Source organism: Williamsia sp. 1138, assembly GCF_002095435.2.
GTDB lineage: Bacteria > Actinomycetota > Actinomycetes > Mycobacteriales > Mycobacteriaceae > Williamsia.
In genome coordinates this window covers 166,892-186,772 of sequence record NZ_MJEJ02000047.1, presented here as the reverse complement: position 1 = coordinate 186,772, position 19,881 = coordinate 166,892, and the positions used below count along the sequence as shown (strand labels likewise).

Annotated in this window: 23 protein-coding genes; 15 read left to right on the top strand and 8 right to left on the bottom strand. The window is 65.1% G+C overall.

The window, feature by feature from the left end; genetic code table 11:
• Window positions 1-19: 19 nt before the first annotated feature.
• From BH683_RS18220 to BH683_RS18160, 13 genes are read left to right on the top strand one after another with little or no spacing between them, the layout of a single operon-like run.
• Window positions 20-553, top strand: coding sequence for a cupin domain-containing protein (locus BH683_RS18220; RefSeq protein ID WP_084837680.1), 534 nt, complete (start codon window positions 20-22; stop codon window positions 551-553).
• Between the two features lie 37 nt (window positions 554-590).
• A complete protein-coding gene (locus BH683_RS18215) occupies window positions 591-1,544 on the top strand; it encodes a PDR/VanB family oxidoreductase (protein WP_084837679.1) in 954 nt (317 codons plus the stop codon).
• An 11-nt stretch (window positions 1,545-1,555) separates the two neighbouring features.
• A complete protein-coding gene (locus BH683_RS18210; protein ID WP_084837678.1) occupies window positions 1,556-2,554 on the top strand; it encodes a VOC family protein in 999 nt (332 codons plus the stop codon).
• Entirely contained in the window at window positions 2,551-3,351 is an 801-nt protein-coding gene (locus BH683_RS18205) for an alpha/beta fold hydrolase (protein ID WP_084837677.1), read from the top strand. The genes BH683_RS18210 and BH683_RS18205 overlap by 4 nt, the downstream gene beginning before the upstream one ends.
• Entirely contained in the window at window positions 3,348-4,094 is a 747-nt protein-coding gene (locus BH683_RS18200) for an SDR family oxidoreductase (protein WP_084837676.1), read from the top strand. The genes BH683_RS18205 and BH683_RS18200 overlap by 4 nt, the downstream gene beginning before the upstream one ends.
• A 46-nt stretch (window positions 4,095-4,140) precedes the next feature.
• Window positions 4,141-4,923: an SDR family oxidoreductase gene (locus BH683_RS18195; RefSeq protein WP_084837675.1), complete on the top strand. Its 783-nt coding sequence runs from the start codon at window positions 4,141-4,143 to the stop codon at window positions 4,921-4,923.
• Window positions 4,924-4,953: 30 nt separating this feature from the next.
• Entirely contained in the window at window positions 4,954-6,633 is a 1,680-nt protein-coding gene (locus BH683_RS18190) for a thiamine pyrophosphate-binding protein (RefSeq protein ID WP_084837747.1), read from the top strand.
• The gene (locus tag BH683_RS18185; RefSeq protein WP_084837674.1) at window positions 6,630-7,085 is read left to right on the top strand and encodes a hydrolase; all 456 of its coding nucleotides are present in this window, start codon (window positions 6,630-6,632) and stop codon (window positions 7,083-7,085) included. The genes BH683_RS18190 and BH683_RS18185 overlap by 4 nt, the downstream gene beginning before the upstream one ends.
• Window positions 7,082-7,315: a recombinase-like helix-turn-helix domain-containing protein gene (locus BH683_RS18180; RefSeq protein ID WP_084837673.1), complete on the top strand. Its 234-nt coding sequence runs from the start codon at window positions 7,082-7,084 to the stop codon at window positions 7,313-7,315. The genes BH683_RS18185 and BH683_RS18180 overlap by 4 nt, the downstream gene beginning before the upstream one ends.
• A 1-nt stretch (window position 7,316) precedes the next feature.
• Entirely contained in the window at window positions 7,317-8,408 is a 1,092-nt protein-coding gene (locus BH683_RS18175) for a Rieske 2Fe-2S domain-containing protein (protein ID WP_084837672.1), read from the top strand.
• Window positions 8,405-8,740, top strand: coding sequence for a hypothetical protein (locus tag BH683_RS18170; protein WP_084837671.1), 336 nt, complete (start codon window positions 8,405-8,407; stop codon window positions 8,738-8,740). The genes BH683_RS18175 and BH683_RS18170 overlap by 4 nt, the downstream gene beginning before the upstream one ends.
• Window positions 8,737-9,141, top strand: coding sequence for a RidA family protein (locus tag BH683_RS18165; protein WP_246833450.1), 405 nt, complete (start codon window positions 8,737-8,739; stop codon window positions 9,139-9,141). The genes BH683_RS18170 and BH683_RS18165 overlap by 4 nt, the downstream gene beginning before the upstream one ends.
• A gap of 48 nt (window positions 9,142-9,189) precedes the next feature.
• Window positions 9,190-10,446, top strand: a complete 1,257-nt coding sequence (locus BH683_RS18160; RefSeq protein WP_084837670.1) for an MFS transporter — start codon at window positions 9,190-9,192, stop codon at window positions 10,444-10,446.
• Window positions 10,447-10,849: 403 nt separating this feature from the next.
• On the opposite strand, the gene BH683_RS18150 is transcribed toward BH683_RS18160, so the two are convergent.
• The 7 genes from BH683_RS18150 to BH683_RS18120 all read right to left on the bottom strand — a co-directional run bounded on the left by BH683_RS18150 (window position 10,850) and on the right by BH683_RS18120 (window position 17,341).
• Window positions 10,850-11,287: a hypothetical protein gene (locus BH683_RS18150; protein WP_246833449.1), complete on the bottom strand. Its 438-nt coding sequence runs from the start codon at window positions 11,285-11,287 to the stop codon at window positions 10,850-10,852.
• A gap of 211 nt (window positions 11,288-11,498) precedes the next feature.
• Window positions 11,499-12,260, bottom strand: a complete 762-nt coding sequence (locus tag BH683_RS18145) for a TauD/TfdA family dioxygenase (protein WP_084837668.1) — start codon at window positions 12,258-12,260, stop codon at window positions 11,499-11,501.
• Window positions 12,260-13,294 (bottom strand): D-alanine--D-alanine ligase, encoded by a 1,035-nt coding sequence (locus BH683_RS18140; protein WP_084837667.1) that lies wholly within the window; start codon window positions 13,292-13,294, stop codon window positions 12,260-12,262. Before BH683_RS18140 ends, BH683_RS18145 begins: the two co-directional genes overlap by 1 nt.
• Entirely contained in the window at window positions 13,294-14,595 is a 1,302-nt protein-coding gene (locus BH683_RS18135; protein WP_084837666.1) for an ATP-grasp enzyme, read from the bottom strand. Before BH683_RS18135 ends, BH683_RS18140 begins: the two co-directional genes overlap by 1 nt.
• Window positions 14,592-15,425 carry a class I SAM-dependent methyltransferase gene (locus BH683_RS18130; RefSeq protein WP_084837665.1) on the bottom strand — a complete coding sequence of 278 codons (834 nt, stop codon included), beginning with the start codon at window positions 15,423-15,425 and terminating at the stop codon, window positions 14,592-14,594. Before BH683_RS18130 ends, BH683_RS18135 begins: the two co-directional genes overlap by 4 nt.
• Window positions 15,418-16,644, bottom strand: a complete 1,227-nt coding sequence (locus BH683_RS18125; RefSeq protein WP_084837664.1) for a sedoheptulose 7-phosphate cyclase — start codon at window positions 16,642-16,644, stop codon at window positions 15,418-15,420. The genes BH683_RS18130 and BH683_RS18125 overlap by 8 nt, the downstream gene beginning before the upstream one ends.
• Window positions 16,645-16,672: 28 nt before the next feature.
• Window positions 16,673-17,341: an HAD-IA family hydrolase gene (locus tag BH683_RS18120; RefSeq protein WP_084837745.1), complete on the bottom strand. Its 669-nt coding sequence runs from the start codon at window positions 17,339-17,341 to the stop codon at window positions 16,673-16,675.
• Between the two features lie 205 nt (window positions 17,342-17,546).
• Here BH683_RS18120 and BH683_RS18115 point away from each other — a divergent pair, with 205 nt between their 5' ends.
• Both BH683_RS18115 and BH683_RS18110 read left to right on the top strand, forming a co-directional pair.
• Window positions 17,547-18,083 carry a DinB family protein gene (locus tag BH683_RS18115; protein ID WP_084837663.1) on the top strand — a complete coding sequence of 179 codons (537 nt, stop codon included), beginning with the start codon at window positions 17,547-17,549 and terminating at the stop codon, window positions 18,081-18,083.
• A 58-nt stretch (window positions 18,084-18,141) separates the two neighbouring features.
• The gene (locus BH683_RS18110) at window positions 18,142-18,780 is read left to right on the top strand and encodes a maleylpyruvate isomerase family mycothiol-dependent enzyme (RefSeq protein ID WP_084837662.1); all 639 of its coding nucleotides are present in this window, start codon (window positions 18,142-18,144) and stop codon (window positions 18,778-18,780) included.
• Window positions 18,781-18,952: 172 nt separating this feature from the next.
• Here the strand turns inward: BH683_RS18110 and BH683_RS18105 are convergent, their stop codons facing one another.
• Window positions 18,953-19,717, bottom strand: coding sequence for an IclR family transcriptional regulator (locus BH683_RS18105; protein ID WP_084837661.1), 765 nt, complete (start codon window positions 19,715-19,717; stop codon window positions 18,953-18,955).
• Window positions 19,718-19,881: the final 164 nt, after the last annotated feature.

The window sequence follows — 19,881 nt, the reverse complement described above, 5'->3', positions numbered from 1 at the left end:
GAACGAAGGGACATCCGCAATGACCACCTCTGAGAAGACCACCCCCACCGAGTCCACCACCGACCTCGAGCAGCAGATCGACGCCTGCATCGCGAGCCGCGACACCCGTTACGAGGACTGGGACACCCTCGGTTTCCAGGCAGCCAAGGGCGGAGATCGCTTCAAGCGAGCGCAGATCCGCTACATCGGCTCGGGCGCCACCGGCAACCACGACGGCGACAACCGCACCCTGCCCTCCGAGCACTTCACGTTCTCCAACATGAGGCTGCCGGCAGGAGCCGTCGGTCCGGAGCACACCCACCACGACGTCGAAGAGGTCTTCTTCGTCCTCGAGGGTGAACTGGAGGTGGCGGTGCACGACGTCGAGGACGGCACCAAGAAGGCCGTCCGCCGCCTCGGATACCGCGACCTGATCCGCGTCCCCGCGGGTGTGCCCCGCAGCCTCGCCAACGTCGGCGAGGTCGATGCCCTGTTCTGCGTCATCATCGGAGCCCCGAAGCCGCAGCTGCCCACCTATCCCCCGAGCTCGGAGATGTTCGGCGTCACCCGCTGAACCATCCGCTCAGACAACGACACCGAGAGGAACAGCGATGCACGCGACCACGTCGAGAGTTCTCCGCGTCCACCAGAAAACCTGGGAAGCGGACGGCGTCACCAGCATCACCTTCGTCGACCCGACGGGTGCATCGCTGCCCTCCTGGGAACCAGGGGCCCACGTCGCCCTGCACCTCCCCGGCGGCCTCATCCGCGAGTACTCGCTGTGCTCGGACCCCGCTGACACCACCCAGTGGACCGTGGCGGTCTTGCGCGCCGAACAGTCAAGGGGCGGTAGTACACACGTCCACGACAAGCTCTCGGTCGGCGCAGAGATCGAGGTGGACGGGCCCCGTATCGCGTTCGCACTCGACCCCGATGCCACCGAGCACATCCTGGTGGCGGGCGGTGTCGGTATCACCCCGATCATCGCGATGATGCGGCGTCTTCACGCCGACGGTCAGGCATGGCGGATGCTCTATGCCGGCCGGTCCAGGACATCGATGGCGTTCGCCGACGAGGTCGCCGCACACAGCGGCCGGTCGATTGTGCACGCAGACGACGAATCAGGCGGGCTACCGGATCTGGCCGCGGTGGTCGGTTCCGCGACGCCCGGTGCAGTGGTCTACTGCTGTGGTCCCGCACCACTTCTCGACGCCGTCGCCGCGGTGGTTCCCAACGGCGTCGTGCTGCGGACCGAGCGGTTCGCGGCCCCGCCGGCAGCAGTTCCGGACGGTGACGAATCGGCCTTCGACGTGGTCCTCGAACGCAGCGGCACCCGGGTTGCCGTCGGCCCGGACATCTCCGTGCTCGACGCCCTGATCGGCGCGGGTGTCGATGTCCCCAGCTCATGCACCGAAGGCATTTGCGGCACCTGCGAAGTCGGTGTCGTCAAAGGCGACGTCGACCACCGCGACTTCTTGCTCAGCGACACCGAGCACGCCGCGAACACGACCATGTTCCCCTGCGTATCCCGGTGCCGCTCATCCGAACTCGTCCTCGATCTGTAGAAGGAATCATCGTGCTCTACTCCCAGTTCCCGACACTCACCGATCAGCCGGTGTGTGCCCTGCGCAGTCTGCGATCTGTCGCGCTCAGCGTTCCGGACCCCGCCGCTTCCCGCGACTTCTATCACGAGGTCTGGGGCCTGACGACCGTCGACGAGGACGGTGACCGATTCTGGCTGCGCGCCACAGGCACCGATCACCATGTCCTCGATCTCCGCCGCGGTGACGTGAACGCACTGGGCTGCATCAGCTTTGCGCTGGGCACACCGCGCGAGGTCGACGACGCCGCACGAGCTCTCGACCGCATCGGCGTGCCACTGCTGCGCTCCCCGGGGCCGCTCGACGACGCCGGAGGCGGGTACGGACTCCAGCTGGTCGACCCCGAAGGCCGCATCGTCGAACTGTCCGCAGACACCTTCGCGGTCTCGACGCAGGAACCGGCAGGGCGCCGGGCAATCCCCCGCAAGATCGCCCATGTCGTCCTCAACACCACCGACATCGAACGCACCGCGGCCTTCTACACGCAGGTGCTCGGCATGCGGATCTCCGACTGGTCCGAACGCCAGATGACGTTCCTGCGGTGCAACACCGATCACCACGTCATCGCCCTGAACCAGGCTCCCTGGCCGTCGCTCAATCACATCGCATACGAGATGCCGACCATCGATCACTTCATGCGCGGCATCGGAAGCCTGCGCTCTCATGGCATCTCACCGCAGTGGGGTCCGGGTCGGCATGGGCCGGGCGACAACACCTTCTCGTACTTCACCGATCCCGCCGGGCTCGTGTGTGAGTACACGTCCGAGGTTGCCCAAGTCGACGAGGACGCGTGGCTGTGCCGGACGTGGCGCCGTACCCCCGAACTGTCCGACCAGTGGGGAACCGCAGGTCCGCCCACCACTGCCGTCCGCTCCGCGATGGCAGGAATTCCGGACCAGGGGGCCCGCGAACTGGTGGTTCCCCGCGACGCCGGCTACTTCTACGGCGCACCCGACACCGTGGGTGTGTCATGACCATGGCCTCGACGGTTCTGGACCGCTTGCACTGGGTCGAACGAGTGGCGCGCGACGAAACGATGAAGTACCCACGGGTCCTTCTCCTGCACGGTATCGGCGGGTCTGCCCGCTCGTGTGGTCCCGTCGCCAACCGGCTCGCCGCCCGAGGGATCTCCTCGTGGTGCCTGGATGCACCCGGCTACGGCGAATCCGCCGATCCACGGCCGGGCGACGACATCGTCGCCGATGTGAACGAGCTGATCGGCGCCTTGTCGCCGGACCGTCCCGTCGTACTCCTGGGAACCTCGTGGGGCGGAGTGGTCGCGACCGCGGTCGCCCTCCGACGCCCGGAAATCATCGCGGGTCTGATCCTCGCCGACAGCACCCGCGGATCGGGCACGACGAGTGCAAAATCCGATGCGATGCTCTCGCGGATCGACGAACTGAACACCCTGGGGGCACCGGCTGTCGCTGCGCAGCGAGCACCCCGATTGACTGCGCCCGCCGCAGACCCTGCGGTCGTCGACGCGGTGCGACGTTCGATGGCGGATGTGCGTCCTGCCGGATTCCGGGCGGCCGCCGCGTTCATGGCGGACACCGATCACGGGCCAGAACTGTCCCGAATCGGTTGTCCCACCGCTGTGCTCGTCGGTGAGCACGATGTCGTCACCGGAGTGGAGGAGTCGCAGTTGCTGGCCGACGCGATCAGAGGGGCGCGTCTGCACGTCATCGCCGACGCCGGGCACGTGGCCGTTCAGGAACAACCCGATGCCGCCGCCGATCTCGTCGCCGACTTCGTCCGGGAGCTGACGTGAGCGCCGCAGGTACCGTCGTCGTCACCGGAGGCGGACGAGGACTCGGTCGTGCCATCGCCGAACGGCTCTGCCGTGAGGGCCATGCCGTCGTCATCGCAGAGCGCGACCCGGACACGGCGCATTCTGCGGCCGAGGACCTCGCCGCCGCGGGTCACGACGCCACCGCGATCGTCACCGACATCGCCGACGTCGACTCGGTACGTGCGCTGGCAGACCACCTGACCGGCAACGGGGTCCGACTGACCGGCCTGGTGAACAATGCCGCCATCGCCGACGGCGTCGGAGGCGCAACGTTCTTCGAGCTCGCCGACGACGAGTTCGGACGAATCACCGACGTCAACATCCGCGGCACCTGGTCGGTGACCAAGTACCTGTGGCCACATCTGTCGGCGTCGGGGGGCGCGATCGTGAACATCGCCTCTGACGTGGCGATGTACGGCTCTCCGCGGCTCGTGCACTACGTCTCCTCCAAGGCCGCGGTCGTCGGGATGACGAGGTCGATGGCCCGCGATGCCGGAACCTTCGGGGTCCGCGTGAACGCGGTGGCCCCGGGTCTGACCCGGGTCGAGGCAACCGAGGGTGTGCCCGATGAGCGCTATCGAACATACGCCGAGGGCCGTGCACTCACGCGCGAGCAGACACCCGAAGACGTCGCCGGTGTCGTGAAGTTCCTGCTGTCCGGCGATGCCGCGTTCGTCACCGGCCAGACCATCGTCGTCGACGGCGGATTCATCTTCCGCTGAGCACCCACAACCCGCAACCCGCCCCACCCACTCACGAGGAGAACCGATGGACCTGCAGTTGAAAGGTCGACGAATCCTGATCACCGGAGCCAGTTCCGGGATCGGACTCGCGACGGCGCGACTGCTCGCCGAGGAGGGCGCACACCTCGCATTGTGCGCTCGAGATGAGTCGCGATTGCGCGAGGCCACAGCCGATCTCGCCGCGATGACCGACGTCGTCACCGCCTCCTGCGACGTCACCGAGAGGGCGTCGGTCGAGGAGTTCGTCGGCCGGGCCGTGGACGAACTGGGTGGTCTCGATGGCGCCGTCTGCAATGCCGGGCGGTCTCTGATGCGAACTCTCGACCAGACCACGGACTCCGAGGTCCGAGACGAGTTCGACCTCAAGATCTTCGGGGCCCTCAATGTGGTCCGGGCAGCACGGAAGGCGCTGGCAGCGTCTGACGCGGGCTCGGTAGTGGTGGTCAACGCCATCCTGTCCCGGCAGCCGGAGCTGCAACTCGCGATCACCGCAGCAGCGCGTGCCGGACTGCTGAACCTGTCCCGTTCACTGGCGGGCGACCTCGCGGCCGATGGGATCAGGGTCAACTCGGTGCTCCTCGGCCTCGTCGACACCGGGCAGTGGCAGCGCCGCTTCGAAGACAGCGGTTCGGACGCCGATTTCCAGACGTGGAGCGCAGAGATCGCCCGCGACCGCGGAATCGCACTGGGCCGCTTCGGAACCGCTGACGAGCTGGCGTTTCCGATCACGACGTTGCTCTCACCCAGGAACAGCTACATGACGGGCGCAGCCCTCGACGTCGGTGGCGGAGTCCACCGCTACGTCTGACGCCCGATGACCTTCGACCAGGAGAACACCATGAACCCAGAACCCGAGACCCGTCGCCGAACCGGCGGCGACGTGCTGGTCGACGTGATGCGTAAACACGGCATCACCACCGCCTTCGGTGTGATCAGCATCCACAACCTGCCGCTCGTCGAGGCTGTTGATCGCGACCTCCAGTTCGTGGAGATGCGCCACGAAGCCGCGGCCGTCAACGCGGCTGACGCCTTCGCACGTGCCTCCGGCGGAATCGGAGTTGCGTTGACCAGCACCGGAACCGGAGCAGGCAACGCGGCCGGATCGATGGTGGAAGCACTCACCGCCGGCAGCCGGGTCCTGCACATCACCGGGCAGATCGAAAGCGAATACCTTGGCCCCGGACGTCCGGCATCGAGCCGCGGAGTGATCCACGAGTTCCCAGCCCAGCCCCAGTTGCTCGAAGCGATCTCGGCACATTCGGCCACCATCACCGACGCCAAAGAGGCTGCAGCAGAACTTGAGTCGGCGATCGCCCGCATTCAGTCCGCGCCGTCGGGACCCGCAAGCGTCGAGTGGCCGACCGATTTGCAGTATCTCGCATCGCCCACACACCAGCGTCCCACCGAATCGATACCGCGCGCGCTATCACCCGCCGACCCGGAGTCCGTGGCCCGAGCAGCCGAACTGCTGGCGGGCGCCGAGGCCCCCCTCATCTGGCTCGGTGGCGGTGCCGCCGGCGCGGGAGAGATCTTGTCGCGGCTGGCCCACCGCCTGGGTGCAGGCATTCTCACCAGCAACTCGGGCCGAGGGATCGTTCCCGAGGACGATCCGCTGGTCATCGGCAACTTCGCAACCACGCCGGCGGCCCGGGATCTCATCGCAGACGCCGATCTCGTCCTCGCCGTCGGAACGCACTTCCGCTCCAACGAGACTGCCACCTATTCACTCTCCCTGCCGTCGACACTGATCCAGATCGATGTCGAACCGAGCACCGTCGGACGGGTGTATCCGGCCGAGGTCGCACTCGTCGGGGACGCCCGGGCGACCCTCGCCGCGATCACCGCTGCACTCGGCGAGCCGACCAGATCCGACGCCTGGCCGGCGCGGATCACCGAGGTCCGCGACCGCGTCCGCCGCGACCTGACCGAATACATCGGCGGGTACGCCGAGATCTGTGATGCGGTCCGGACAGTACTTCCCCGACGGTCCGTCATCGCTCGCGACGTCACCATCCCGTCGAGCCAGTGGGGCAACCGGTTGCTGCCCATCTTCGACCGAGCCACCAACGTCTTCCCCCTCGGCGGAGGCATCGGCCAGGGCCTCGCCATGGGTATCGGCGCCGCACACGCGCGCCCCGATGTGCCGACGCTGGTCATGGTCGGAGATGGCGGCCTCGCGGTCCATCTCGGTGAGCTGGCGTCACTAGCCGGATCCGGTGCCCACGTCATCGTGCTCGTCTTCAACGACGGCGGATACGGGGTCCTGCGGAACATGCAGGAGAAGAACGGGTTCCGCCGGTCCGGAGTCGACCTGCACACGCCCCGCTTCGACCTCCTCGCGGCCTCGATGGACATCCCCTACCACCTCGTGCAGGGTGCAGGGAGTATTGCCGGCGCCCTGGCCTCGGCAGTCGACCGCACCGGTCCGACGATGATCGAAGTGGACGTCGCCGCGCTCGATCCGGTACCCGGCGCTTTCGTCCCTCCCGTACACGTCCCATCCGAGGCACGATCATGATCGCCACGACCCTGTGGTGGGACGACGGCGCGCAGGCTGCGGTCGAAGCGGGCGAACCCACGCATGTCTTCGCCGCGGGCGACGATGCGGCGCACGCCGTGCGGCTCGCCGTCGTGCATCCTGACACCGTGCTCAGTCTCGTACTGGCTGATCCGGCGGCCCCGCCGGCGGATGTGAGCGCCTCCCTCCCTTCGGTCACGGTTCCGACGCTCGTCGTCGCGTCTGCGAAGGACATCGAGTCCGATCTGACTGTCGCCCAACAGTTCGCCGGCGAGATCGACAACGCGGTCTTCGTCGTCGTGGACGGGTCCGCGCGCCCGGTCCACACCCAGAGCCGAGCCTCATTCACGGAGTGGAGCTCATCGTTTGTCGCCATCGCCGAAGGACTCGCGGCGCGTGACGGCAGATACCTCACCCCACCCACCCCACTTGTCGAAGGAGCCCTCCGATGACAACTCGCACAGCCCGCGAGCCATATCTCGAAGCACACCAGACCCACCCCGAACCGATCACGCCGTATGAGAAAAAGCTCGCCGGCTCGCTCAGCGAGGTGTTCAGCAGCGGGGCAACGTCTCTCGACGAAGTCGTCTCGGGACTCAATGCTCTGGGATTACACGGACCCGACGGCAAGTCGTGGTCCGGCGACACCTTCCGCGCCGAGATGCGCAGATTGGGGAAGTGACATGACCACCGAAACCACTACCAACGCAAAGCCGGCCACCCGCCCGCGCGGACCCCAGTTCGCCGTCGGCACCCGTCGGCACCTCGATGCGGAGGAGATCGCCGCCACCGGCCTCCGTGATCGGTGGTATCCGATTCTCCCGTCCCACATGGTCGAGCCCGGTGCGATGGTTCCGGTCCGCCGGCTCGAGGTGGACTGGGTGCTGTTCCGTGACGCGGAAGGCACCATTCGCATGCTCGAAGATCGTTGTCCCCATCGCAGCGCACCGCTGTCGGTCGGACAGCATCTCGGCGACAGGATCGCCTGCCTCTACCACGGGGTTCAGGTCGACGGCGGCGGCACGGTCGTCTCCGTTCCCGGCATGCCGGGTTGCGCTCTCGAGGGCCGCCGCGCGACCGTGTCGCTGGACGTCGTCGAGGCCGCCGACACGATCTTCGCGTTCATCCCCTTGACAGCGGACTCGGTGACGAAGCCGTTCGAGCTCCCGGACCGGCTCGCCGACCCCGAGGTGTCGTGGTTCCCGAACTATGCGGAGTGGGCCGGGCCCTGGCGGTTCTACATGGATAACGTCCTCGATCCCATGCATGGCGCGTTCCTGCACCGCAATTCGCATTCGATGTTCGGCGGCGACGTCTCCGCCCGGTTCCGTATCCGGGAAACCGACCGGGGGTTCTTTTTCGAGAAGACCGACCAGCGTGGCGTGAACTTCGACTGGGTCGAGTTCGTCCGCGGATCGATGGACTTCGTCGATCTGGAGATCCCGTATGGCCCCGCCGCCGGCCCCGGCGGCGTGTTCGGCATCGTCGGCATGAGTACACCGATCGACCGGGACACGTCGGCGATCTTCCACTGGCGCACGCGCAGGGTCAGCGGCTGGGAACGCGAAACCTGGCGATTCCTGTACCGGACCCAGCTGGAGGCAAAGCACTGGGAGGTCCTCGAACAGGACCGTGCGGTCCTCGAGGTGCTGGCCGGCGACGCCGACCGGGAGGAGCACCTCTACCAGCACGACCTGGGCGTCTCGCGGATCCGGCGGCTGTACCGTGCCGACGCCACCGCGCAGGCGAACATCCTCGCGGCCGCGAACACATGACCGCCGCCGACACCATGATGCTGACCATCTTCCTGCGGCATGACCAGAGCCAGAACCTGGAGCAGCTGCAGGGCCGGCTCGACGACAGCGACTGGTGGCACGGCTTCCCACCCGAGGGTTGCGAGGTCGTCTCCTGGGTGGTCGCGATGGGCATCGGTCAGATCGTCACGCTGCGCCTGCCCGCCGATCGGCTGGCGGCGGTGAATGTCGAGCTCGAGCGACGAGCGTGGGGCACATTCCAAACGGAGTTCTACCCCACGTATGACTTCTCGGACGTGCACGAACGCCTCACCCGTGAGTCCGATGCCCGCAGAGCAGCGGGCACCCGATGACCGGGGTCGATGACCCGTCCGTCCCGGCACCCCCGCGACCGGACATGTTCAGCAACGCCCGGGTCGTCGGCGACCAGTTCTTCCTCTCAGGAATGCACGCGGGTTCACCTTCTGGCCCGATCGGCGGCAGCAGCACCTATGCGCAGGCCGTCGAAGCCTTCCGCCGGACGCAGGCGCTCGCCCAGGCCTGCGGGGCACACGTCGACGACATCGTCGTTCTGCGTATCTACCTCACCGACATCGCCGACAAGCAAGCAGTCTCCCGGGCTCGCAGCGCCGTCTTCACCGAACCATTTCCGTGCTCGACCCTCGTCGAGGTGTCTGCCCTGGTCAACCCAGGCCTCACCGTCGAGGTCGAAGCTCAGGGATTCCTACCGAAAGTCCGTTCCGCGGGCGACTAAAATCAACCCAACCGGTGCTCACGCATCGACAACCACAAGGACGCCATCATGAGCGGACCGACCATGACCCAGCAGACCAGTACCGGCGAGATCACCCGGCCGAACTGGCCCGTGCTCGCCCTCGCCTTCATCGCCGTTGTGCTCGACGGTTACGACACCATCGCCCTCGGTCTGTCCGTGCCGGCTTTGTCCAAGGACTGGGACGTGTCGGCTTCCCACTTCACCCCGGCGCTCTCTCTGACCAGCCTCGGCGTCGCACTCGGCTATATCGCGGTGGGACGCCTGACGGCCCGTTTCGGGTGCCGCCACGTCATCCTCGCCGCCGTGGTCGCCTTCACCATCGGATCACTGCTCACGGCGTGGGCCGGTTCCATCATCGAACTCAGCGCACTCCGCTTCATCACCGGTTTCGGGCTCGGTGCCGTGATGCCCGCGGCCGTGGCACAGGCCACCGCACTCAACCCGACTCGTTACCGCCAATCGATAGCAGTGTTCGTGACCATGGGCATCTCCCTCGGTGCGCTCATCGCCGGCCTCGCCGGATCGCAGATCGTCTCGGCATTCGGATGGGAGTGGGTGTTCATCCTCGGCGCGATGGCCTCCGCGGTGCTCCTTCCCTTCCTGTGGCGGTGGCTTCCCGACGAGCGCACGATCACCGGTGTGGTCGCCTCGTCGCCCAGGGCCAAGCACGACGCATCGGTGGCCCGGCTGTTCGAACCACAGGTGCGGTCCCGCACGATCCTGCTGTGGGCCTTTGCCTTTCTGGTGTTCTCGGTCTTCTACATCTTCTCGTCCTGGCTTCCGACCCTGCTGACGAGCTACGGATTCACCACGGGGCTGGCGCCACTCGGTTCGGCAGCTCTCGGGATCGGCAGCATCATCGGCGCCGGCGTGCTGATGGTGGGAGCGTTGCGGTTTCGAATGACCTCGGTGCTGGCAGGCACCACTGCGGTGGCGATCGTCTTCCTCGTACTGTCGGCCTTCCTCGGCGCCGACAAAGCCCTGCTGCTGGTGGTGTTCGCCGGAGTGGGCCTGGGTCTTCAGGCCGGGATGATCGGGCAGGCTGCCGTCTCGGTGTCCCTGTATCCGCAGGCCACCGCGGCAACGGGGGTCGGCTGGACCTCGTCGATGGGCCGTCTCGGATCGGTGGTCGGACCGATCGTCGGCGGTGCCCTCATCGGGCTCGGGGTCGCCACCAGCACGATTGTTCTGCTCGCCTGTATCCCGGTAGCCGTGGCCCTGATCCTCATTCTTGTTCTGGGGCAGCTGAAATCCGGCGATGTCGAGGGCTCCGCGGTCAACTGAGGTTCACCACAGCAGCCCGAGACCGAGCGCCCATCCGGGCCGTTTGTTCTCGGGCTGCTGTCTTGAGGTTGGCCGGTTGGAGCGTTGCTGCTCGGCCGTCTTCTTTTCGATGGCCGGTCGACGCCGGAGCTGGAAACCCGTACGACGTCAACGCCGACATCGGTCAGATCGTCAGTCGGGTCGCACCGAAGGGCGACGAGCCGGTGATCGTGAAGAACTACGTTGCTGCTACACAGGGCTGACACTGCTGCCCCGAGACGTGCTCACACTGTGAAGTTGTCAATGTTCCAGCCGCACCGGAGTCATCCGGTGCTGCGGTAGTAACTTGGGACTGCGTCGTCGTGTGTAGTTTCTCGGAAGTCTGTGGCGGCCTCGGTGGCCGTCTGGGTTGAGGCAGTTGGGTTCAGGCGGCGAGTGGTTCGTTGCCCCGCGCGATCAGTGCTTTGCGGATGGCGGGTGTGACCGTGCGGAACTCGCGTCCCACCTCGAGTGGTACGGCGTTGTTGTCGAGCAGGATCTTGGTGATCACCGAATCGCACACCGTCATCTGCGCGGTGGGCAACGACACCGGTCCGGTCCACTCGAACGTCGCGGCCGCGGTGGGTACTTTCGCGCCGGGGATGCCGTTCATCTGTAAGGCCAGGAGGTGCTCGGCGGAGACGGTCATCGTCACCCGCGGTTTCACCCCACCTTCGGACAGACGTTGCGGTGTGCTGCGCGGATCAGGCGCCCGCAGTGCGTGAACCGTTTCCTCTGACAACGCTACGTCGTCGAGCGGTGCGAGCAGAAGTGTATCTGCCGCCATCATTGATAGGTGTTCGAACAATCCCCCGAAGTTCATGAAATGAAGGTACCGCGGATTTCGGGTTAGCACAAGTGTTCGATAAGACTTTTCCGTCTGTGCTGCAACGCCTTTCGACATATCGGACGCCGGCCGCAACTAGGATATCAAAGGGGTCTGACATCGTCGGATTCGAGCAACAAGCGCACGCTCGACGACCGCAAGGGCACGGTCGGCGCGAGTTTCGGCACGGTCGGTGTATGGGAGAACGTCAACGAACCATTCCCCGATGCATCACGCGGTCGCCGATCACACCGCTGTGGTCGGCGCGGTGCATGACAACCCGGTTGTCCCACATCACGACATCACCGGCGGACCAGGCGTGCCGAAAGACGTTGTCCTCTCGCGTCGAGTGGCCGATCAGATAGGCGACGATCTCCTCTGTCTCTTGCGACGTCTTGCCGCTGATCGCCGAACACCTCGCCGCTGCCGAAAGATAGAGCGCGGTCTTCCCGGTCAACGGGTGGGTCAGAAAGATCGGATGGGCAGCAGAGGTTTCCTGCTCATCGCCCGGATCCACCCCGGTGACCACATGGGTCACGAGGCGGCCGGCCAGGTCGTCCCGAATCTCATCGGGGAGCGTGTCGTATGCCGCGTACTGATTGCTGAACTGGGTGTGACCACCCTCGTGGGGCACGTGCACCGCACGTAATGCTGTGTACCGTGGCGGCTGCGACACATACGTCGTGTCGACGTGAAAGGTGGACTTCGGCGGTGTCGTCCGGCCGACATTGCTGATGACGTTGAGGTCAGGGTAGCCCGCGAGCGGCATCTCGCCCGTGGTGAACATCAGCTCACCGAACCGCTTCAGGAACGCGAGAAACGCCCTGTCGTCGATGTTCTGGTCTGGAATGACCACGACACCGGACTCGGCCAGCAGCTTCTCGAGCCGGGCCACGTCACCGGCGTCCACCTCGTCCAATGACAGTTCGGCGACGCGGGCACCGATCGGATCGAAGACCTGACACTGCATCAGCGAGCCTTCTCGTGGGCGATCTCCCGCACGCCGATGGCGAACAACTCATCGACGGTGATACCGGCGGCGGCGGCCATCACCGCGATCACGCTGCTCGGTGAGTACGAGCAGTACAGTCCGGCCTCGAGAAACCAGGGCACGCCGCCCGGATCGACCCGGAAGTCGAACAGACTGTAGTGCCGGCAACCGAGAGCGATGTGAGCGCGTCGGGCGGCGGCCCATACCGCCTCGGTCACCGGGTCGTCCACGTCGACGATCCACGCCTTGGTGGACTCTTTCGCCACCAGGTACAGCTGACCCTCGGAGGTCCGGTCCAGCTTGTCGGCGCGAGCACGGATGGGGTGGGTCTGTTCGTCGACTGCGTACTCCTCGAGTGGCAGGCACACCAACTCTCCATCGCGAACGATGATGCCGCACCGCACCTCTCGGCCCAGTGGCACGTAGGTCTCGACCAGTGCCGAATCCGAGTACAGCAGCGCGTCGGCGATCGCGAGGTCCATGTCCGAGTCTTCTCGCACCAATGCCACGCCCATGGAGTTGTCGGAGTCCGCGGGTTTGACGACCACAGGCAATTCCCCGGTGTACTTCTCACCAGCCCGGAGCACCTCGCCGGCGGGAACCGCGACCCCCGCCGCGGCGGCAACAAGGCGGGTCAAGTGCTTGTCGGCCGTCAGCGCCATGACATCGGCACGGTTACCCAGGTACGGGACACCGATCACGTCGAACAGCGACCGGTACGCCGTCATACCCGGGAGACAGAACATCTCGGGAACGATCACGTCATAGCGTCGCGCCTGGATGTAGCCGACGGCATCCGAAAGGGACACCTCCTGCGCTGCAGCGATCTCGTCCTCGTGCAGCCCACTCAGAAACCGCCAACTGCCATCAGGCGATACGTAGGCCACCTCGACCTGGTAACCGGTCAGACCCCTGAAGGCATCCACGAAACCCGTTGCGTACACCCGGGACAGGTCGGCGCCGAAGTGGTCGACGGGCGAGCCTGCCAAGGCCAGAACCTTGAGGTTTTGCATCAGTCGCCTCCCGACTCGACGAGCTTGCCGATGTTGAAATCGATACGCGTCCACGTTTTTCCGGCGATCAAGCTCCTCACAAGCAACGACGGGATCTGCAGGTGATGAACGAGGAGGTATGGGAGCGGATCCCATGCTGCGAAGATGGCGTCGCGTCCTCGTCGGATGACCCGCATGCGATCGCGGCGACCCGGTTCAGTCAGCAACCGCCACAGCTCGTGGTAAATCCAGTACGTCGGCAGGGAATCCGCTTCCGGGACGATCATCGGGTGCCGGTCCTCGAGATAAGCAGAAGCCAGGTGGGGATGGCCCTCGAACATCGTGATGGCCGAGTGCGTCCGCGGATTGCACTCGATTGCGTAGGCATGTCCGTCTGCACCCTCGATGAAATCGAACGAGTACTGGCCGCTGACGCCGAGCCGACCCACGAATGTCTGCACCCACGAGAGGATTTCCGGCTTGTCCACCATCTCGTAGTTGACCTGGAAGGCCGACGACTCACAGCACGCGTACACCTGCAGATCCCCTGCACGCGCGGTACCGTGCGTGCAATACTCCTGGCCTGCAACGTATTCCTGCAAGATCCACGGATCCTCTTCAGAGATCGGCAGGGTCGCTGCGAACTGCAGATTACGCTCGGGCGTCGCGCGTGAGAGCTTCGTGAGGTCCATGCGACCGACGGGGTTGTACGAAATTCGCTTCAGGATGTACTCGCGACCGGGAGGGAAATCGAACTCCGAGATCTGGACCGGATCGGTGATGCGCCGCGAATCAGGAACCCGGACACCGACCGACCGCGCGAACTCCGAGAATTGATCCTTGTCATCGACCATGCGCACCGTGCGCAGATTTCCGTGGACGACGTTACAGAAGTCTCCGAGGATTTCGCCCGCATCCGCCTCGTAGACGCTGGACGCGGGACTCGAGACCGGCACGAAGACATCGACTTCTTCGCGCTTGACGACGTCGAGCAGTGCGTCGGCATAGTGCGGTGACGTCGGTTCCGGGAGGCAGACAAACCTGTCGACGGCGTTGGAGAAACGATGGCCGGTGAGCCGATACTTCGTGGATTCTGCCAGGATCACCCGGTGGCCGGCCAGATGGAACGCGCGGGCGAGCGACAACGCTTTGGTCATCTTGCCGCCCGTGATGAGAACCGTCCGGCGCCTGCTCGTTTGGTCCACCTCCGGCTTCGGCACGCGACGGACCGCGGCGATCGCGGTAACCGCGAGATCGACCGGCAATGTGGCGAGAAGTCCCACCAGCGCACCGATGGTCTTGCCAGACGACGCTGCGGTCATGACGCGTCCGTGCTCGTTCGCCGGATGAGGGTCACCCCGTCCCGCAACGGCAGCAGCACCTGCTCCACCCTGGCGTCCGCGGCGACGACCCGGTTGAAGTCGGCGATCGCTTGCCCGTTGGTGGAACGGGCACCGTTGTTCGCGTACGGCTCCCCCTGCAGGAGCGTGTTGTCGACGACGATCACGCCATGCGGTGCGAGCAGGTCACTGCCGATGAGGTAGTGGAAGTAGTCGAGGTACCCGGTTTTGTCGGCGTCGATGAACACCACGTCGAACGGACCGTCGAGCCGGAGGACCGTGTTCAGGGCTGGACCGACTTCCACTCGAATCCTTTTGCCGGCGGGTGATTCGGCAAAACACTGACGGGCGAGGTCGGCGACGTACGGATCGACCTCACAGGCCACCACCTCCCCATCGTCCGGGAGCGCCTCGGCCATCGCGAGCGCCGAGTACCCGGTGAACATCCCGATGTCGAGGACCCGACGAGCACGGGTCATGTGCACCAGGAACTTCAGCGTCTGCCCTTCCACATGGCCCGACAGCATCTCCTGTTCCAACGGACCCGATCCGGCGACGAGCGACCGCTCTGACCACCGCTCCGCCCGGGTACGCGCTGCCAGGGCGGCGAGTGCCGGAGACTCCGGCGTCGAGCACTCCTCCAGGTACGGATCGAGACCGCGCGCCAGGTCGCGCGCTCGGCGCAATCGCTCCTTGAGCCCCGGGTCGAGCTCGGGCGCGGCGTCCACCAACGCCACGAGTTCGGCCAACTCCACCGCAAGGATTGTCGAAGGCGTGACCGGATGCGACGGGATCGACACCGTGTCAGCCATCGACGGAGGCCAAGGACGCAGATGTGAACATGTCGATCCCTGCACCCTCGCGCTCGAAGTCGAGACAGATCTTCTTGTGCACGGTGAGCGTGTCGGCGAGTTCGTCGACGGTGATGTCATTGAGGAACTGACACTGCCCGATCGGATTGGGTACCGCGGCCCGCAGCAGTCCATCTCGCGTCCTGAGGATGGACTGCGTCGCCTCGGCGAGCAGCTCGGGCGTGAGATGGTCGCTGTCGAGGGCGAGGCCCAGGCGGTTCATCACCCCCAGGATCCGGTCGCGGTCATCGACGGAGATCAACCCGCGCTTTTCGGCCAGCGTCGTCGACAGTGCCATGTCGATGTTGATCGCATGACCGTGGAAGAACGGTTCCGGCGGTGAGAGTTCGAGTGTGGGACTCCAGGTGTGCCCGAATGCGATGACTCGGTCGAGCATGAGCTCATGAAGATTCGGCGCCTCCAGTTCGAGCATGGTCTCGATGGCCTGATAGGTCAGCTTGTCCGCCACCGCGCGTAGTTCGGTGGTCCCGTCCAGGTGCCCGAATCGGGTGCGCAGCAACTCAGGGCCGTACTCGTCGAGCATGTCGAAGATTGCCGCGTTGCCGACTGTCGCGATCTTGATGAGTTCGGCCATTCCGTTACGCACCTGGTCAGCAGGCAGGGTTCGGAGGAACGCAAAGTCCAGCAACACTTTCTCGGAGGCGTGATATGCCCCCAGCCGGTTCTTGTGCTTGCCGTGATTGACCGCCACCTTGATCGACACACTGGCATCGATCAGCCCGATCAGGGTGGTCGGAATCCGAATGTACGGCGTATTTCGTCGATAGCTGGCACACGCGAAACCGGCCACATCTGTTGTGAGCCCTCCGCCGACCACCAGGACGGGTTCGGTCCGGACGAGACCGAACTTGTCGAACTCGCCGACTATGTCCTCGTAGGTGCGGAGCGATTTAGCGGTTTCGGCAATCCCGACGGGGACAACCGTGAGCTGCAGGTCGTGGTGATCGAAGTACCGATGGATCTGCGTACCGTAGAGCGCGTACACACTTTCGTCGATCACCATCAGGCACCGGCCGTAGCCGCGATAGGTATCGGCCAATTGTGGCTGGTCGATGGAGAAGACACCGTCGACGTACAGCAGGTCGTACTCGATCTTCTCGTAGCCTTCGACGTGAAAAGCGCGTTCGGTGGCGGTGACGCGGGCTTGGATGTCGCTCATCTGAATCCTCTCTGACTGCTGGTGAGCGCTAGTGATCGTGTTCGGCCAAGGCGCGCAGACGATCGGCATCGAGCTGCCCGACGACCTCGACGGCTTCAGAGAAGTCGCCGCTCACGGTGTTCTGATTGGGGAACGCAACGCAGATCACCGAGGCGGCGGTGGCCGCGTGCACCCCGCCGACGTTGTCCTCGATCGCAACGCACGAGGCGGCGTCTTCCCCTAGCTGATCCAACGCGTACTTGTAGGACGCCGGGTCCGGCTTTCCCGTTTCGACAGCGGCCGAATCGACCACCACGTCAAATGTTTCGCGCGACACGTCCGGAAGTCCGGCGAGCAGCGCGGTGACGTTCTCGGGTGATGTGGTCGTGACCAGTCCGAGTTTGACGTTGTGGGTCTTCGCTGCCGCCACCGCGTCCAGGACGCCTGCGCGGGGCTCGATACCCAGCATCGCCACCAATTCCTGAAAGATCGACGATTTGGTCGCGTGTATCGCAGCGGCATCGACGGTCTCGCCACGAGACTCGGCGTAGTCAGCAATACGTTGCGCGCCACCGTTACTCGTCAACATGGCAATGTAGTCGTCGCGACCCCACTTCCAGTCCAATCCGTGGGCTTCGAACGCTTCGTTGAACGCACGACGCTGAATCTCGGAGGTGTCTGCGAGGGTACTGATTGATCCAAACAAGATGGCAGCCATCATGTTCCTTCCTGGAATCCGTTGATGTTCAATGCCATTGCTCGACCCCTTCGAGTGTGAACAGACCAGGTGTCGGCGAGGTCGCACCAAATATCACGAAAAGGTCACGAAAAGTCACGGAACGGTAACGGGCGCCGCGCGCGAATTGCCCACTCCCTCGCGCCGGAGCGGTAATCTTGCCTCGCACCTGATGAAGGGAGACCCGATGGCGATCACACCGGACACCAAGAACTGGACATGGGTCCTCGACCGACCGTGCCCGGACTGCGGATTCGATCCCGCGATCGTCGACTACCGGGACATACCCCGGCTGGTCATGGAGAACGCATCGGCATGGCCGACTGCGCTCGCGGGCGGTGATGCTCGCCTGCGGCCCGACGATGACACCTGGTCACCGCTGGAGTACGCGGCCCACGTTCGCGACGTGTTCACCAAGTTCACCGAACGCGTCGAGCAGATGCTGTCCCAGGATGTCCCCGAGTTCGACAATTGGGATCAGGACGCCACCGCGATCGCCGAGCGCTATTTAGATCAGGATCCCGGTGACGTGGCGACAGAACTGACGGCTGCCGCCACCCGAGTCGCCGACGCGTTCGCCGAGGTTCCGGACGACGCACTCGGTCGGCGTGGCCTGCGGAGCGACGGCAGCGAGTTCACCGTCGAAACTCTGGCGCTCTACTTCATCCACGACCCCGTTCACCATCTCTACGACGTGACCGGGGAACGCTTCGAAAAGAATTGAACGGGCCACAGGACACGGGACGCGATGAGTTCTCCGTCCGGTACCGGTCTAACGGAGTATGGGAGCCACATTGTCCGAGGTATGGCCGGTCGTTCACGCAGAGCGAGCCACGCTGGTAGAAGATCTCGGTCGAATATCGGACGACGCGTGGACCACGCCCTCACTCTGCCCTGGATGGACGGTCCATGACGTCCTGGCACACCTGGTCGACTCCGCGAGGACCACCAGACTCGGCTTCCTTCGGCGGATGGTCGTGGCGCGTTTCGATTTCGACCGCGACAACGACTCCGGGATCGCCCGGGCGAAATGCGACAACCCCCGCGACACCCTGGAAGCGATGCGCGCGGTCGTCTCCTCGACGCGTACGCCGCCCGCCAACCCGGCAACGCGATTGGTGGAGGCGTTCGTCCATGGAGAAGACATCCGTCGGCCGTTGCAGATCAACGCGAGTTATCCCACGGCGTCCGTCGTGACAGCGCTGGATTACCAGTGCAGAACCACGGTTAGCTTCGGCGGCGGTCGCGAGCGCATCGAGGGTTTACGGCTGATCGCCACCGACGCCGATCTGGCTACCGGGCCCGAGAAGGGTGAAGCTGTGTACGGCCGGGCCATCGATCTGCTGCTCGTGGTGTCGGGCCGGGCGGTGACTGAAGATGCGTTGACCGGGCCGGGCGCAGCGCTGCTCGCCCCTCGTTGACACCATTCCGAATCCGTTGTCGCGGGCCAATTATGAGTAGCATCCGACCTGTTGGGGCTGAACCCGAATACCTGGCCAAAACCATCGCCGCGGCAACCGTATCGACTTACTTGACAACTGTACGGGAAATCATTCCTGAATTGAACAGGTTCGCCAGCCCTGCAAGAGACTCCTAGAGCCGCAGCCGCGTCGACAGCAGGTGAGCCGCATCCAACAGCGTTGTCCCCAAGGTCGGCAGCCTTTCGGGCCCGAACCGCGTCTGCACCCCGGTCAGGCTCAGCGCCCAGGCCGGACGGCCCGATCGATCGAACACTGCCGCGCCGATACCGAAACTCCCTTCGACGAGCAGTCCAGGGTTGATGGCGTAACCGCTCTGCAGCGTCGCTGCGATCCGCCGCCGGACCGCTGCCTCCGAATGCGCCTCACCCCAGCTGCTGTCGAGGTCGGTGCGCGAGAAGAACTCGTCGACGTCCCGCCCGGGCAGATGGGCGAGGATCACCAATCCCGCCGAAGCGACCCCCAGCGGGAAGCGGATGCCCTCGTGCAGGACGTGCGAACGCAGCGGAAAACTGCCCTCCTGACTGAGCACGCACACGGTCTCGTCGCCACGGCGCGCGGAGAGAAACGCGCTTTCCCCGGTGTCACGGGCGAGGCGATCGAGGATGTCGCGGGCCTGGCCGGTGATGTCGTAGCGATTCGCGGCGCTCGCACCGAGTAGGTACAACTCCGGTCCGAGCGCCCAGCGTCCGGTCTTCGTGTCCCGATCGATCAGGCCTTCATCCGACATCGATGACAGCAACCGATGGGCGGTCGGTCGGGCGATCCGGGCGGCCTTCGCCACGTCAGTGGTCGATGCCCCGGCGGGCTCCGCAGCACCGACGGCTCGCAACAGCGAACCGACACGGGCCACCACACTCGGGTTGTCCACATCAGTCATGCGCCCAGTCTTACGCGTTCACTCAGTGAACGCAATGATTTCGAGTGTCCATACCCCGATCAATCGGGATCAATCACCACCCGAGCCGTTGACCTTCGAACTGGGTAAACGGTTGACTGAGGGCCGCGAGCAGATCGTCTGACCAGTGAACAAGCAGGAGCAAA

Excerpts from the sequence above, each read along its gene's own strand:
- BH683_RS18220 (WP_084837680.1), top strand. The coding sequence starts at position 20 with ATGACCACCTCTGAGAAGACCACCCCCACCGAGTCCACCACCGACCTC.
- BH683_RS18215 (WP_084837679.1), top strand. The coding sequence starts at position 591 with ATGCACGCGACCACGTCGAGAGTTCTCCGCGTCCACCAGAAAACCTGG.
- BH683_RS18205 (WP_084837677.1), top strand. The coding sequence starts at position 2,551 with ATGACCATGGCCTCGACGGTTCTGGACCGCTTGCACTGGGTCGAACGA.
- BH683_RS18195 (WP_084837675.1), top strand. The coding sequence starts at position 4,141 with ATGGACCTGCAGTTGAAAGGTCGACGAATCCTGATCACCGGAGCCAGT.
- BH683_RS18190 (WP_084837747.1), top strand. The coding sequence starts at position 4,954 with ATGAACCCAGAACCCGAGACCCGTCGCCGAACCGGCGGCGACGTGCTG.
- BH683_RS18185 (WP_084837674.1), top strand. The coding sequence starts at position 6,630 with ATGATCGCCACGACCCTGTGGTGGGACGACGGCGCGCAGGCTGCGGTC.
- BH683_RS18180 (WP_084837673.1), top strand. The coding sequence starts at position 7,082 with ATGACAACTCGCACAGCCCGCGAGCCATATCTCGAAGCACACCAGACC.
- BH683_RS18175 (WP_084837672.1), top strand. The coding sequence starts at position 7,317 with ATGACCACCGAAACCACTACCAACGCAAAGCCGGCCACCCGCCCGCGC.
- BH683_RS18170 (WP_084837671.1), top strand. The coding sequence starts at position 8,405 with ATGACCGCCGCCGACACCATGATGCTGACCATCTTCCTGCGGCATGAC.
- BH683_RS18165 (WP_246833450.1), top strand. The coding sequence starts at position 8,737 with ATGACCGGGGTCGATGACCCGTCCGTCCCGGCACCCCCGCGACCGGAC.
- BH683_RS18160 (WP_084837670.1), top strand. The coding sequence starts at position 9,190 with ATGAGCGGACCGACCATGACCCAGCAGACCAGTACCGGCGAGATCACC.
- BH683_RS18150 (WP_246833449.1), bottom strand. The coding sequence starts at position 11,287 with ATGAACTTCGGGGGATTGTTCGAACACCTATCAATGATGGCGGCAGAT.
- BH683_RS18145 (WP_084837668.1), bottom strand. The coding sequence starts at position 12,260 with ATGCAGTGTCAGGTCTTCGATCCGATCGGTGCCCGCGTCGCCGAACTG.
- BH683_RS18140 (WP_084837667.1), bottom strand. The coding sequence starts at position 13,294 with ATGCAAAACCTCAAGGTTCTGGCCTTGGCAGGCTCGCCCGTCGACCAC.
- BH683_RS18135 (WP_084837666.1), bottom strand. The coding sequence starts at position 14,595 with ATGACCGCAGCGTCGTCTGGCAAGACCATCGGTGCGCTGGTGGGACTT.
- BH683_RS18130 (WP_084837665.1), bottom strand. The coding sequence starts at position 15,425 with ATGGCTGACACGGTGTCGATCCCGTCGCATCCGGTCACGCCTTCGACA.
- BH683_RS18125 (WP_084837664.1), bottom strand. The coding sequence starts at position 16,644 with ATGAGCGACATCCAAGCCCGCGTCACCGCCACCGAACGCGCTTTTCAC.
- BH683_RS18120 (WP_084837745.1), bottom strand. The coding sequence starts at position 17,341 with ATGGCTGCCATCTTGTTTGGATCAATCAGTACCCTCGCAGACACCTCC.
- BH683_RS18115 (WP_084837663.1), top strand. The coding sequence starts at position 17,547 with ATGGCGATCACACCGGACACCAAGAACTGGACATGGGTCCTCGACCGA.
- BH683_RS18110 (WP_084837662.1), top strand. The coding sequence starts at position 18,142 with ATGGGAGCCACATTGTCCGAGGTATGGCCGGTCGTTCACGCAGAGCGA.
- BH683_RS18105 (WP_084837661.1), bottom strand. The coding sequence starts at position 19,717 with ATGACTGATGTGGACAACCCGAGTGTGGTGGCCCGTGTCGGTTCGCTG.